The organism is Vibrio sp. T9, from assembly GCF_003123985.1.
GTDB lineage: Bacteria > Pseudomonadota > Gammaproteobacteria > Enterobacterales > Vibrionaceae > Vibrio > Vibrio diabolicus.
On record NZ_NIGY01000013.1, the window covers coordinates 86,855 to 100,108 of the forward strand.

Annotated in this window: 12 protein-coding genes, 1 tRNA gene and 1 rRNA gene; 11 read left to right on the forward strand and 3 right to left on the reverse strand. The window is 43.5% G+C overall.

Annotated elements, in window-relative coordinates:
- Position 1 precedes the first annotated feature (1 nt).
- Positions 2-1,072 (forward strand): LPS export ABC transporter permease LptG, encoded by a 1,071-nt coding sequence (gene lptG, locus CBX98_RS22055; RefSeq protein WP_109170276.1) that lies wholly within the window; start codon positions 2-4, stop codon positions 1,070-1,072.
- Between the two features lie 87 nt (positions 1,073-1,159).
- Here the strand turns inward: lptG and CBX98_RS22060 are convergent, their stop codons facing one another.
- The gene (locus CBX98_RS22060; RefSeq protein WP_005397453.1) at positions 1,160-1,639 is read right to left on the reverse strand and encodes an RDD family protein; all 480 of its coding nucleotides are present in this window, start codon (positions 1,637-1,639) and stop codon (positions 1,160-1,162) included.
- Positions 1,640-1,823: 184 nt separating this feature from the next.
- Positions 1,824-3,092 carry a DUF2254 domain-containing protein gene (locus tag CBX98_RS22065; RefSeq protein WP_109170277.1) on the reverse strand — a complete coding sequence of 423 codons (1,269 nt, stop codon included), beginning with the start codon at positions 3,090-3,092 and terminating at the stop codon, positions 1,824-1,826.
- Between the two features lie 227 nt (positions 3,093-3,319).
- On the opposite strand from CBX98_RS22065, the gene CBX98_RS22070 reads away from it, so the two are divergent.
- Positions 3,320-3,985: an SDR family NAD(P)-dependent oxidoreductase gene (locus tag CBX98_RS22070; protein WP_109170278.1), complete on the forward strand. Its 666-nt coding sequence runs from the start codon at positions 3,320-3,322 to the stop codon at positions 3,983-3,985.
- A 190-nt stretch (positions 3,986-4,175) separates the two neighbouring features.
- Positions 4,176-4,260 (forward strand) — tRNA-Leu (locus CBX98_RS22075).
- A 199-nt stretch (positions 4,261-4,459) separates the two neighbouring features.
- Here CBX98_RS22075 and CBX98_RS22080 read toward each other — a convergent pair.
- Positions 4,460-5,743 carry a carbohydrate-binding protein gene (locus tag CBX98_RS22080; RefSeq protein WP_109170279.1) on the reverse strand — a complete coding sequence of 428 codons (1,284 nt, stop codon included), beginning with the start codon at positions 5,741-5,743 and terminating at the stop codon, positions 4,460-4,462.
- 247 nt (positions 5,744-5,990) lie between these two features.
- Here CBX98_RS22080 and CBX98_RS22085 point away from each other — a divergent pair, with 247 nt between their 5' ends.
- The 8 genes from CBX98_RS22085 to CBX98_RS22125 all read left to right on the forward strand — a co-directional run.
- Entirely contained in the window at positions 5,991-6,296 is a 306-nt protein-coding gene (locus CBX98_RS22085; RefSeq protein WP_025767645.1) for a PTS sugar transporter subunit IIB, read from the forward strand.
- 88 nt (positions 6,297-6,384) lie between these two features.
- Positions 6,385-7,719 carry a PTS sugar transporter subunit IIC gene (locus tag CBX98_RS22090; RefSeq protein ID WP_005397441.1) on the forward strand — a complete coding sequence of 445 codons (1,335 nt, stop codon included), beginning with the start codon at positions 6,385-6,387 and terminating at the stop codon, positions 7,717-7,719.
- 51 nt (positions 7,720-7,770) lie between these two features.
- Positions 7,771-8,082 carry a PTS lactose/cellobiose transporter subunit IIA gene (locus CBX98_RS22095; protein ID WP_031780628.1) on the forward strand — a complete coding sequence of 104 codons (312 nt, stop codon included), beginning with the start codon at positions 7,771-7,773 and terminating at the stop codon, positions 8,080-8,082.
- A gap of 10 nt (positions 8,083-8,092) precedes the next feature.
- Complete coding sequence (locus CBX98_RS22100; protein WP_005397437.1) at positions 8,093-9,415, forward strand: 6-phospho-beta-glucosidase; 1,323 nt, start codon at positions 8,093-8,095, stop codon at positions 9,413-9,415.
- Positions 9,416-9,433: 18 nt separating this feature from the next.
- Entirely contained in the window at positions 9,434-10,189 is a 756-nt protein-coding gene (gene chbG, locus CBX98_RS22105; RefSeq protein ID WP_006742368.1) for a chitin disaccharide deacetylase, read from the forward strand.
- 105 nt (positions 10,190-10,294) lie between these two features.
- The gene (locus CBX98_RS22110) at positions 10,295-11,293 is read left to right on the forward strand and encodes a LacI family DNA-binding transcriptional regulator (protein WP_109170280.1); all 999 of its coding nucleotides are present in this window, start codon (positions 10,295-10,297) and stop codon (positions 11,291-11,293) included.
- 128 nt (positions 11,294-11,421) lie between these two features.
- On the forward strand, positions 11,422-12,675 hold the full coding sequence (locus CBX98_RS22115; RefSeq protein ID WP_012841389.1) for an HD-GYP domain-containing protein: 1,254 nt from the start codon (positions 11,422-11,424) through the stop codon (positions 12,673-12,675).
- Between the two features lie 486 nt (positions 12,676-13,161).
- Positions 13,162-13,254, forward strand: a 16S ribosomal RNA gene (locus tag CBX98_RS22125); the annotation flags it as partial.

Here is a 13,254-nt window from a genome sequence, read left to right on the forward strand (position 1 = left end):
TGTGTTCAAAATCTTAGACCTTTACATCGGTAGAACCATCATCTCTACCACTGCCTTGGTTTTAGCGACGTTTGTTGGCTTATCGGGCATCATCAAATACGTAGAACAGTTACGTAAAGTAGGGCGAGGCGTGTATGACCTCACTCATGCATTGTACTTTGTGTTGCTCAGTGTGCCGCGTGATATCGAAATGTTCTTCCCAATGGCGGCATTACTCGGTGCCCTTATTGGTTTGGGTATGTTGGCGTCAAGCTCTGAGCTGGTGGTGATGCAAGCTGCTGGTTTCTCAAAGTTGGATATCGGGTTATCCGTGCTCAAAACGGCAGTGCCACTTATGCTTATCGTTATGACGTTAGGGCAATGGGGCGCTCCAGAAGCACAAAAGATGGCGCGTGACTTACGTGCGTTTGCGATATCGGGAGGTAGTATTGTCTCAGTTCGTTCTGGAGTTTGGGCTCGTGACGCAAACGACTTTATCTTTATAGGTAAAGTCGAAGACGACAAGCTTTATGCTTTAAATATGTGGCGTTTTGATGATGATAAGAATCTACAAAAAGTTATTTTCGCCGAAGAAGTCGACTATCAACAAGATAACAACTGGTTGATGCGCGACGTACAAATCACGGATATGAAAAATGAAAACGTGATTTCGAAGCAAGACATTGAACAGATGGAATGGCATACGTCATTGGCTCCAGATAAGCTAGCTGTGGTGACGGTAAAGCCTGAAGAACTGTCACTGAGCGGTTTGTATGATTACGTGACCTATCTGAAAGCATCTGAGCAAGATGCGTCTCGCTATGAATTGGCGTTTTGGCGTAAGTTGACACAGCCGATTTCAATTGCCGTGATGATGTTGATGGCGCTATCGTTTGTTTTCGGTCCACTCAGAAGTGTGACCATGGGGGCAAGGGTATTGTCGGGCGTGGTTGCCGGGTTTACTTTTTATATATCCAGTGAGTTCTTTGGCCCATTAAGCTTGGTGTATGGCATATCCCCTGTGTTTGGTGCATTGGCCCCGAGCCTAGTGTTCTTAGCGATTGCGATTGCGCTGCTGAGAAGAAAGCTGTAGCTGAAGTATCACCGAATAAACCATGTTTCATCGGACTAAATGTAAAAGGAAGGCATTATGCCTTCCTTTTTTGTATTCCCGGATAAGTTAGTTTGCCTTAGGCAACACAACAACCTCTGTTTTTGCCCAAATGTCGTGGAACCCACGTTTCTTGGGATCAATCGGTACAGTCAGGTTTGCCAAACCAAAGCCAGATGTTGCAATGCGAATCAGGGCTTGAGTGACTGTAATCGGCGCACCGTCTTTGGCATTACGAACTCGAAGTTTCCAAGCGCGCATCCCAAGTGTTTGCCCTGCTCGCGTCCAGAAGAAGACAAAGAAGTAAATCCATACAACCGCAAGATACAGTGTAAACAAAGGGCTTAATACAGGGTGCTTTCCGAGCATATCAGCGGCATCTGCGTACTCGCCATAGCTCAACAGCCCTGCTGCATTTAGTGCAAATACAACGGCCATAACAATACCTGCGGCCATCATTTCAATTGCGATAATAATCAATGTGTCGTAAATCAACGCTGCAAGTCGACGAAAGAGACCTGCAGGTGGAAGAGTTGTAGACGTCGTCATTATTCCATCACTTACCTTAAAAATTGTGCGTCAGAATATAGATTCCCTCACCAAGAGAAAAGAGACCTAACGCACAGAGTCTTTAATTATGCATAAACGAAGTGACTTTTCTGCTGTGTGTTATAAACACATATCATGATGTACAAGGCCTTTCGGTAACCTATTTCAACTGAATTTTACTTGCCTAACCATTAGCTTTTTGGTCTGTAACTAGATTAGACAGATGAGAGAGTTGGTGTTTCTCATCTTCGGTATAATGCTGGCTCAAGGAGAGCTCTAAAGCTTTTTCTGATAGCTTGGTTGCAGGTGATAAAAACAACTTGGGGTGCATACTAGAAAGAGCCAGCAAGGCTTTTTGTAGGCGAATCTGTATTTGGAGTTGCGCCGCACCATCGTGCGCGATTGGCAAAAAGACATCATCAAATAAATCTTGGCAGCTTATTGCGGGCACAAATAGCCTAGGGTATCGAGTTTTGGTAGGCGGCTCGCTGAGTAACTCTCCCCATAATGAAAGCGCTCGTACAGAACGCCCAAGAACATCAATCGCGGTACCGTTATCATTCACGGCGGGGGAGAGAGCTCGTGAGGCGATCTCCGCCATAACGACTAATCCAAAACGAGGATCTTGATCATAGGAACGCTCCGTTCGAATCGTGAAGGCCGCCGTTACTTCGCTTTCGTCTGGCAACGCTCCACAAACCCAAGCCAATGGTTGACTCACATACACAAAGCTTCCTGGTTGTCGTTCAAGATAGATAGTGCATTGGTTTGCTTCAGCAATACTATCGAGATGATGCATATCAACATGCTGTAAGTAGCCAATTTCTTGGCTGAAAATAGGCTTGCTTCCTCTGGGTTTATGTTCTGGATGGCTCCATGGGTGAGCGCCTAGCCAACGCTCTTTGCCCCGTTTTCTTATCGCATCTAACAAAGCTTGTTCCACGTAGGAGGTAGTTTCACTGACTCTTCCTAGTACGGAAAGGTGCTGAATCCAACGTAGCAAGGTGAGTATGATCATCACGATCACGGCGATGGTTACGATGAATAGGTAAATTTGTGCTTGTTGATGATAGGCGCCAATGCCTAGCGCGATAATGCCTACCAAACTAAATAGAAAAGAGCCAAGAAAGGTCGCCAAAGCATTTTGTGTTGTGCTGTCTTCCATCAACAGTTTTGTCGCTCGCGGCGTTACCCCTGCACTAGCGGCACTGTACGCTGCGACCATTATATTGAGCGAGAATGTGGTCACCGCAAGCATGGAAGTCGCGAGGATATTTAATATGTTGTTAAGCAAATCCTTACTGACGTTGATTGCAGGAGGCAGAGTAATGAACTGGTTTAAAACAATGGATATTAGGGCAGTGGCGACAGCAAGTAAGGCATAAAGTGACGTGCGAACCCACAGTTTACGCGTCATTTGCTTCAGTAACCATTGCCATTTTGACCCAGTCATTCGTATGCTCCTATGAGGTTCTTACTCGAAAGTCGATAGAAAATTCAGAAAGTTATTCTTGCTTAAGCATAGGTTAAATCTTCCTCATTCTACGTGGAATTTCATGCATCATGAGAGTAAGAAAGCCGCTTGCTTCAAAGAGTGGTGTTCTTGAGGTGTGAATTACCAAGATTCTGTTACCTTAATTGATAGATGCATTAGAAGTATGTGATTGAAAAGAGGTAGCCATGATTGTAATTACAGGTGCAAGTAGCGGTTTAGGGGCAGAGCTGGCAAAGCGTTATGATGCGGAAGACAAAGAGACGTATATCATAGGAAGAAACACAGAAAAACTATCCGCACTAGCAAAACAACTCTCTCATAACGTCGGCTATCAAGCTTGCAACCTCTCATTACATCAAGATGTGAAACACCTATTTGATGGGATGAAACAGCCGCCTGAAATGGTCATTCATAGTGCAGGAAGTGGTTATTTTGGCGAACTGGAAGAGCAGGAGCCGGAAGAGATTCAAAAACTGATTGATAATAACCTGAATTCTGCCATTCATGTATTAAGAGAGTTAGTAAAGCGTTACAAAGATCAACCGATAAAAGTGGTCATGGTTATGTCTACTGCTGCGCAACAGCCTAAAGCGCAAGAGTCTACGTATTGTGCTGTGAAGTGGGCTGTCAAAGGATTAATCGAGTCGGTTCGTTTGGAGTTAAAAGGAAAGCCAATGAAAATTATCGCGGTTTATCCTGGTGGAATGGATACGGAATTCTGGAAAACAAGCGGCAACATGATGGACACGAGTCACTTCATGCAAGCGGAAGATGCTGCCGAGATGCTCCATACGGCTTTGTCGAGCATCGGGAATGGTTATGTTTCTGATATTACAGTGAATAGAATTTAAAAAGAGTTACGTATACTCATTTCCACCTGGAACAGTAGTAGGAAATGGAGTGTACGTTTCTTATCAGTACGGCTTTGTCACACTTTGTGGCGAAATTATCAGCAAACGATAGTTATTTAAGGTATTTCTGCTTGCGCAGGTCAAAAGCTTCCGTATAATGCCAACCATCAAAGGGCAATAGCCCAAAGATGCCGGTGTGGTGAAATTGGTATACACGACGGATTCAAAATCCGTTGCCTTCGGGCGTGGCGGTTCAAGTCCGCCCACCGGTACCATAATTCATATGATAAAGCCTCGACGTAAGTCGGGGCTTTGTTGTATCTAGGGTTTGTGAATTCAAATCCAGCGTGGCGTCAGGAATGCCAGGCCCAGTCAGTCCACTCTTTACTGCTTTCCATTTTTACTTTTCTAAAAATAAAAAAGCGCGAGGTATTACCTCGCGCAAGCTACTACATGATAATAGTAGGGAACAGCTTATAGAGCTGTGAACAAGGTGTTCTGTGAGTCAGGTGTCCAATCGGCTTGAGAGACGTGTGGGACGTTGACGATATAACGTTTGCCAGAGTACGTCACAACATCTCCCTCTTTATATGAAACATTCACTTCCCAATTTGTTGCCGGATCAGCATTGGTCCAAAGGCTAGAGGTTGGGGAAGGTGCCCAGTCCTGCTGTGCGTTATGGCTGGTCACTGCTTGGTAAACGGTGCCTAAATGTAGGACGTAGTCGCCAGCGTTGTAGCTATGACCAACTTGCCAGTTTGGTGTGTAGTTATCCATCGTATCGAATACATAGCCAGCTTGTTTTGCTAGTCGGATAAATTCCGCTAATTTAGGTAAATTCTTGGTTGCGCCCATTCCTCGCTTACCGTCTTCAAACAAAAACTCATGCGTTAGAATAATGACCTTGTCTGCGTGGAGTGGTGTACCACATGGAAACTCTTGTGCTTTTGAATTGATAGGGTTGATGGTGGTAGGAGCACAGTTGTTCAATGCTGCATCTACGTAACCTAGGAAAGGTTCTGCCTCTGTTAGACTGTTGGCTGGCATTGCTATCCCCCAGTTTTCAGGTGCCCAATCCACATCCCAACCATGTGTTTGATAGCCTTTATTAGCCAGAATGTTTTGTACCGCAATTGAGGCTTTCACACTGTTTGATGGGTCGTTGATATTACAAACGTAGCCTGGTTCCCAAGGTTTAAAGTCATCAGACGTTGCACACAACCCATCGGCTTTGAAGTCTTTAGTCACGCGCCAGCCGTTGGTGTAGGGCAGTCTTGCAAACTCTGTCGCCTTATAATTTGGGTAGCTTGTAATGTTAGGCAGATACTTTTCTAAAACAGATAAGTTTTCTGTAAACATTGAGGCATCGTAAACAGGATCTTGGTACGAGTTAAGCTGGTGGTCGCCGGTAGCATTACATTCTGCTGCGCTATTAGGTCCAAACTCATCAACGCAGTTATGAACCATATGATCGTAACTATGGTTCGCGACAATATGACCAGTGTCTAATGCGAGCTTTAAGGCTTCTAGCGAACGGTCTTCATTCTCATCACCAATTCCGTCTAAGTGCCAAGCATTAAAGTAAAACGTCGCTTTGATATCTTCTTGGTTAAGTACTTGAATAACGTCAATAGATGCATTGATTGGTCCATCATCAAACGTTAGATAAATGGTGCCTTTAGAGTCGGTTTGAGCAAATGAGTATTGTGATAGTGCGGCACTTACAAGCGTTGCAATAGCCAATTTATTAAATTTCATTCTCTATTCCTTTTTAGAAATTAATAACGACGTTGTCAGTAGTAATATATTGATAATTTGAAACCTAATGTGGTGTCTTAATTTATTTCCTGACTTTTATCCTAGACCTAAATAATTACTAAAAAACAGGTCGTATTTTCTAAATTGGGATTGTGTTCACGAATAATGCAACCGGTTGCGCTTTTTTGTCTTGGTTATTTTTGCTACAGTTTTTGCAGGTTGAAATTTACACAATGGGAGTAAGGCTATGAAAAAGATCCTTTTATGCTGTAGCGCAGGGATGTCAACCAGTATGCTTGTTAAAAAAATGGAGCAAGCTGCTGAAAATAAAGGAATTGAGTGCAAAATTGACGCGATGTCAGTGAATGCATTTGAAGATGCAATTAAAGAGTACGATGTTTGTCTTCTCGGGCCTCAAGTACGTTTTCAGCTAGAAGAGCTAAGAAAAACGGCGCAAGAGCATGGTAAAAACATTGATGCGATTTCTCCTCAGCATTATGGAATGATGAAGGGAGAAGAAGTACTAGAGCAAGCATTAGAATTAATTAACTAAACCATAGTTTTAAATTAAAAAAGATAACTGTACATCAAATATAAATATTTGATGCGGGATTCTTTTGACTAAAATAAGGATGGATTCTATGAAGCTTTATGACGCAATTATAGGCGCAGTCGAAAAGCATATAGCCCCTATAGCAGCAAAAGTGGGGAATCAGCCCCATGTTCGAGCAATGAGAGACGGTTTTATAGTTGCAATGCCGTTTATTATTGTCGGTAGTTTCATTTTGATTTTTGCATTCCCACCATTTGCCGAAGACACGACCTTTACTTTTGGTCGAATTTGGCTCGATTTCGCCACCACACATTTTGATACCATAATGATGCCCTACAACATGTCGATGGGGATCATGACCATTTTTGTTTCGCTCGGCGTTGCTTATAGCTTAGCTAAGGCTTACAAGATGGATGGGATCACGAGTGCTGTATTGTCGCTGATGTCTTTTTTACTCATCGCGGCCCCTGCTAAAGATGGCGCGTTGTCTATGTCACACATGGGAGGAACCGGGATCTTCACCGCAGTGATGTGTGCATTCTTCTCGGTAGAGCTCTACCGTTTTATGAAAAAGCACAACATTACGATTCGCATGCCAGAGCAAGTTCCACCGGCGATTGCACGATCATTTGAAGTGCTGTTACCAGTCTTAGCGATATTCATTACCTTATACCCACTTAGCCTTTTCGTGCAAACCCAGTACGACATGCTGATTCCAGATGCGGTCATGGCAGTCTTTAAGCCTTTAATTAGTGCGTCTAACTCATTGCCTGCCATTATTGGCGCTCTATTGCTTTGCCAACTACTTTGGTTTGCGGGTATCCATGGTGCTGCAATTGTTGTGGGGCTGCTTTCTCCAATTTTCTTGACCAACATTGGTGCCAACATCGAAGCCTTTGTTGCAGGTGAACCGATTCCAAACGTATTTACTCAGCCTTTCTGGGATTTTTACATCTTTATCGGTGGCTCTGGTGCAACACTTGCTCTTGTTATGCTGATGTCATTTAGCCGTTCTGTTCACCTTAAGAGTATTGGTCGAATGAGTGCGGTGCCTGGCTTCTTCCAAATCAATGAACCTGTGATCTTCGGTAGCCCAGTTGTGATGAACCCGACCTTGTTTATCCCGTTCGTCTTCGCTCCAGTCATCAACGCTACTATAGCGTACTTTGCTGTGCATGTCGGCTTTGTGGGTATGGGGGTCGCTACAACGCCTTGGACAACACCAGCACTGATAGGTGCTTCGTGGGGTAGCGGTTGGACCTTTGCTCCAGTATTGCTCGTCATTGGTTTATTGATTCTTGATCTAATTATCTACTTCCCATTCTTCAAAATGTTTGAGAAGCAAATGTTGGAGCAAGAACTACCGACGACGAAAGAAACTAAAGATGAGGCGCAACCTTCAGGCGAAGGTGTTACTGCTTAACGGTGCTTAATGGGCCGCAATTACCGCGGCCCGATTTTCGGAGAGAAAATGATGGAACAAGAATTGGTTGTGATGGAGATCATCTGTAATGCTGGCGAAGCCAGAAGTTTGAGCTATGAGGCGTTGCGTTTATCTAGAGAACAAGATTTTGATGCGGCTGAGGAGAAGCTCTCTCAAGCAAGAGAGTGCATTAACAAAGCCCACTTAATTCAGACTCAGTTGATTGAGGAAGATCAGGGGGAAGGGAAAGTCCCGATGACGTTAGTGATGGTACATGCTCAAGATCACTTAATGACCACGATTTTGGCTCAAGAAATGGCTGTAGAAATCGTTGCACTGAACAAAAAAATCTCGAACAAATAAGGGGAGAAAAATGTCTAGAGAGGCGATCAAACTTGCCATTATTGGCGGTGGTAGTAGTTATACCCCTGAACTGGTTGAAGGGGTTATTAAGCGCTTAGAATATTTACCCGTTAAGAAGATTCATTTTGTGGACATTGAGTCAGGAGCTGAGAAGCTTGAGATTATCAAAGGTCTAGCGCAGCGAATGGTTGATAAAGCAGGTGCAAAGATTGAGATAAAAGCAGACTTTGATCGTCGTGCTGCGATAAAAGATGCGGACTTTGTGATGACGCAGTTCCGTGTGGGTGGCCTTGCTGCTCGTGCTAATGACGAGCGAATTCCAATTAAATACGACGTCATCGGCCAAGAAACAACAGGCCCTGGTGGGTTTGCTAAAGCACTGCGAACCATCCCGGTTATTCTTGATATATGTAAAGATATTGAAGAGTTGGCACCCAATGCATGGATGCTCAATTTCACCAACCCTGCGGGTTTGGTCTCTGAAGCCGTCAGTAAGTACACCAAAGTAAAGAGTATTGGTTTATGTAATGTGCCGGTTTCGATGGAAATGATGATCGCAGAAATGATGGAGTGCGAGCCAAAAGAGCTACAACTGGAGTTTGCCGGATTAAACCATCTCGTTTGGGTGCACAAAGCATGGCTCAATGGAGAAGATATTACTCAAACGGTATTAGAGAAAGTCGGTGATGGTGCTAACTTCAGCATGAAGAACATCTGGGAAGAACCGTGGGATCCAGCATTTTTAAAAGCGCTGGGGGCGATACCATGTCCTTACCATCGTTATTTCTATCAAACCGATGCTATGCTCGCTGAAGAGAAACAAAGCGCGGGTGAAAAGGGCACTCGTGCTGAGCAGGTAATGGAAACAGAAAATGCGCTATTCAAGCTCTATCAAGATCCTAATCTCGATCATAAGCCGAAAGAGTTAGAAGAGCGGGGTGGGGCTTATTATTCAGATGCATCACTAAACTTGGTTGATTCAATTTATAACAATCGTAATAGTATTCATGTTGTTAACGTCTTAAATAACGGAGCGATTAACGGCCTCCCCGACGATGCTGTGATTGAGTGTAGCGCGGTTATTGGTAGTTGGGGCGCGAAACCTCTTGCGGTTGGTGAGCTGTCAAACAATATCAAAGGATTACTCTATCAAGTCAAAGCATATGAACAGTTGACAATAGACGCTGCTGTTGAAGGTAATTATGACAAAGCGCTCATGGCATTAACCAACAACCCATTGGTGCCAGACATTGGTCGTGCCAAGTCAATTCTGGATGATATCCTAGCGGTGAACGCTCCGTATTTACCTCAATTTAAACTAACGACGTTGTAGTACTAAGGAAGGGCGCCAATGAAAGTCATTTTTAATGCTGATGATTTTGGTTTAACGAGAGGTGTAAATAACGGCATCGTAAAAGCTCATCAGCAAGGTGTTGTTCATTCAACCACCATGATGGTCGGTATGGATGCTGAGAAACATGCTTTAGAGTTGGCTCGCCATAATCCAGACTTGAGAATTGGCGTTCATCTTAGGTTTACAGCGGGAGTGCCTCTAACTGGGCACCCTAATTTGACCAACGGTCGAGCGCATTTTATCAAATACGACGAACTGTGGGGTAAGCAGGACTTCGAAACTCAGGTCATTTATGACGAAGCAAAAGCTCAGGTGGAACATTTTTTATCGCTTGGGTTAGAGCTAAGCCACTTAGATAGCCATCATCACGCGCATACTCACCCTCAAATTTTGCCCGTTATTAAAGAGGTAGCGAGTGAATACCGAGTGCCACTGCGGGGCACTGGCTTGTGTCAAGAATCGATGACAACAAGGTATGTCTTTACTGACGAGTTTTACGATCAAAAAGTAAGTTTAGATGGTTTGATGGCGCATTTATTGAGTCTAAAGACAAACTATGATTTGGTTGAGGTGATGTGCCACCCGGCAGAGGCCGATCAAGCGCTGATTTTAAAGAGTGGTTATGCGCTTCAGCGAGAGCTAGAGTTACAAGTTCTAACCTCTCCCATTTTAAAAGAACAGTTAGCTCAACATGGTATAGCTGTCACGGATTACTCTGAGCTTGTTTCTACCAATCAAATGGTCGGTGTATGATTAAAGGCTGCCAGCTTCGCCCCCTATAAGCACCTTACGAATTGCTGGCAGCCGTTCTACACAAACGGATATTTAATAACAATTGCAGTTGGACCCAATAGCATTATGGCAAGGATTAAAGATGTCGCCGAACTCGCCGGTGTAAATCGCTCTACCGTTTCTCGAATCATTAATGGGGAGGGGAAGTTTCGCGAAGAAACTCGAAAAAAAGTAGAGCAAGCTATGGCGCAACTGAATTATCGCCCGAGTGCGATTGCTCGTTCACTCGCAACCTCATCCAGTAATATGGTTGGCTTATTGGTGACTTACTATACGGGGGGCTTCTTTGGCGAGATGATGGAGCAGGTTCAGACTGAGCTGGATATTCATAAAAAGTTTCTGATTACCGCTCAAGGACATCATTCTGCAGAAGGTGAAAAGGAAGCCATTCAGCGTTTTAATGATCTGCGTTGTGATGGCTATGTCCTCCATAGTCGTTATTTGTCAGATGATGATTTACGTGAATTAGCAAAACAGCCTACGCCTTTCGTTCTTCTAGATCGCTATGTTGAAGGAATAGAAGAGCGTTGCGTTACTTTTAATCATCATCATGCAAGCCGTATTGCCGTCGAGCATCTTTTAGCTGGTGGTCATAGAAAAATCGCCTGTATTACCGGTCCATCCCAACGTCATAATAGTTTATTGAGAAAGCTTGGGTTCGTTGATGCGATGAAGGACGCAGGTATCGATATTGACGAAAGCTGGTGTGAAGAAGGGAATTATGGTCGGCAAAGTGGTTATGATGCAATGGCTGCAATTTTACAACGACACCCTGAAGTTACTGCAGTCTTTTCTTGCAGTGAGGAAATGACGGTCGGTGCAATGCAGTACTTACACGAGCACAATATTTCAGTACCGGAGCAAATCTCTTTAACTAGCTTTGACAGTGTCGACCTTTGTGAAAGCCTTTATCCTACAGTGTCGGCAGTGCACTTTCCTATCAGTGATATGGCCCGTGTAGCGGTACAAACATTAATGGGATTAGTCAAAGGTCAAGAAATAATAGATAAGCCAACGTTCGAGGCTCAGCTTAAAATACGCAAAGCAGATCGAACCTTAAAGTAGCTTGCTTTTGCTCTTTAAATGGGTCATTAGAAATGACCATCTGATGTTTTGATACTTACTGATGAATTTATTCACAAAATTTACTAGTATTCTAACTCTCTTAGGCAACGTAAATCAGTAGTGAATAAGTGGCAGCCATTAAACTTACGGTCGATCGTATTCAACCCGGATTACATATCCGTCTTCCGCTAAAGTGGAACGATCACCCTTTTCTACTCAATAGTTTTAAGATTAAAGATCAAGAACAAGTCGAGATGATCCGTCACCTCGGTGTAAAGTTCGTTTACTTTAATCCAGAGCAAAGTGATGCCGCACCACTTCCAGTCGACCAGATACAAGCTGATAGAGTAACGAATGAAGCGTCGCTAGATCATGAAACTCAAAAACTTTGGCAAGAAAAACAAAACCGCATAGAAAAGTTAAGTGCGTATCGTCGACGCGTTATCCAGTGCGAAAAAGAGTTTGAGCGCTCTCTTGCGCGTATGCGCTCGGTCATGACGAAAATTCGTAATCGTCCAACAGCTGCCGTTGATGAAGCGAAGCTTCTTATTGAAGATATCGTCGAGAAGTTAATGTGTGATGATAATGTCACTCTACACCTGATGAACGGTAAAAATGAGTTTGAAGATATTTATTTCCATTCGTTGAACGTTGCTGTTATCGCCATGATGATTGGCCGTGCTAAGGGGTACTCAGCTGCGCAGTTGAAAGAGCTTTCATTCTCAGCGCTATTCCACGATATCGGGAAAATAAAAATTCCTACCGCAATATTAAGAAAGCAAGCACCGCTGACGGAACCAGAAACTAACTACTTAAAGTTGCACACCAAATATGGAGTAGACCTTGCGAGCCAAATAGAAGGTTTTCCCGAAGTTGCAAGAGTTGTGATTGCACAGCACCATGAACTAAGAGATGGGTCTGGCTATCCCAAAGGTCTGAAAGGAGATGAGATCAACGAGTTTGCTCAAATTATTGCTGTAGCTAACGCATTTGATAACTTGTGTCATACACCTATAGTCTCAGAGCAAAAAATTCCTTATACCGCACTCTCTCATTTATATAAGAACTGTAAACACCTATATAAAGAAGAAAACCTGAATATCCTGATTAAGTTTATGGGCGTGTTTCCTCCAGGAACTGTGGTTCAGCTTTCCAATAATATGGTGGGCTTGGTTATCTCAGTGAATGCATCGCATCTATTATTCCCAAATGTATTGGTTTACGACCCATCAGTGCCAAGGACGCAGGCGCCAATCATTGATCTTGCATCAAAGGATATAAAGATAGTTAACGCGATTCATCCGTCTAAATTGCCGGAGAAAATCAAAGAGTATCTTAATCCGCGTTCACGCATTTCTTACTTCTTCGATAGTGATGAGTAGTTATCCACAGATTTTTGTGGGTAAGCTGTAGAAATCTTGAGTGTTATTTCGGGGTAATTTTGAGGTTGGATGGAAAGTATCCACTTGGCATGCTTTTTTAGAAAAAATGTATTTTTAGTCTTGCCAAAGAAAATCTTCTCCCTATAATGCGCATCCATCGACACGGCAGACGCCACAAGGCTTCAGCAGGGTCGGAGAGGTAAAAAGCTTCTACGAAAAATTAGTTGAAAAAAGTGTTTGACACTAACAACCAAATCGCTAGAATGCACCTCCGCTTTGAGAGAAAACTTCTCGCAAAGCAAGCTCTTTAACAATATAGACCTATCAATCTGTGTGGGCACTCGTTGATGATAATCCAATTCGATACCTCGGTATCAAATTAGGTTTCAATGAAACGAAGTGACCATTGAATCTTCGGATTCAGCACAGTCAATTCAAACATTACTTTATGTAATGTTCAGTATTCATTGAGCCGAACAAAATCTTAAATTGAAGAGTTTGATCATGGCTCAGATTGAACGCTGGCGGCAGGCCTAACACATGCAAGTCGAGCGGAAACGAGTTATCTGAACCTTCGGG

Bases quoted from the DNA above. Each gene is read 5' to 3' on its own strand.
- CBX98_RS22085 (WP_025767645.1), top strand. From the start codon at position 5,991: ATGAAAAAGATCCTTTTATGCTGTAGCGCAGGGATGTCAACCAGTATG.
- CBX98_RS22080 (WP_109170279.1), bottom strand. From the start codon at position 5,743: ATGAAATTTAATAAATTGGCTATTGCAACGCTTGTAAGTGCCGCACTA.
- CBX98_RS22095 (WP_031780628.1), top strand. From the start codon at position 7,771: ATGGAACAAGAATTGGTTGTGATGGAGATCATCTGTAATGCTGGCGAA.
- CBX98_RS22060 (WP_005397453.1), bottom strand. From the start codon at position 1,639: ATGACGACGTCTACAACTCTTCCACCTGCAGGTCTCTTTCGTCGACTT.
- CBX98_RS22100 (WP_005397437.1), top strand. From the start codon at position 8,093: ATGTCTAGAGAGGCGATCAAACTTGCCATTATTGGCGGTGGTAGTAGT.
- CBX98_RS22090 (WP_005397441.1), top strand. From the start codon at position 6,385: ATGAAGCTTTATGACGCAATTATAGGCGCAGTCGAAAAGCATATAGCC.
- CBX98_RS22065 (WP_109170277.1), bottom strand. From the start codon at position 3,092: ATGACTGGGTCAAAATGGCAATGGTTACTGAAGCAAATGACGCGTAAA.
- chbG (WP_006742368.1), top strand. From the start codon at position 9,434: ATGAAAGTCATTTTTAATGCTGATGATTTTGGTTTAACGAGAGGTGTA.
- CBX98_RS22070 (WP_109170278.1), top strand. From the start codon at position 3,320: ATGATTGTAATTACAGGTGCAAGTAGCGGTTTAGGGGCAGAGCTGGCA.
- CBX98_RS22110 (WP_109170280.1), top strand. From the start codon at position 10,295: ATGGCAAGGATTAAAGATGTCGCCGAACTCGCCGGTGTAAATCGCTCT.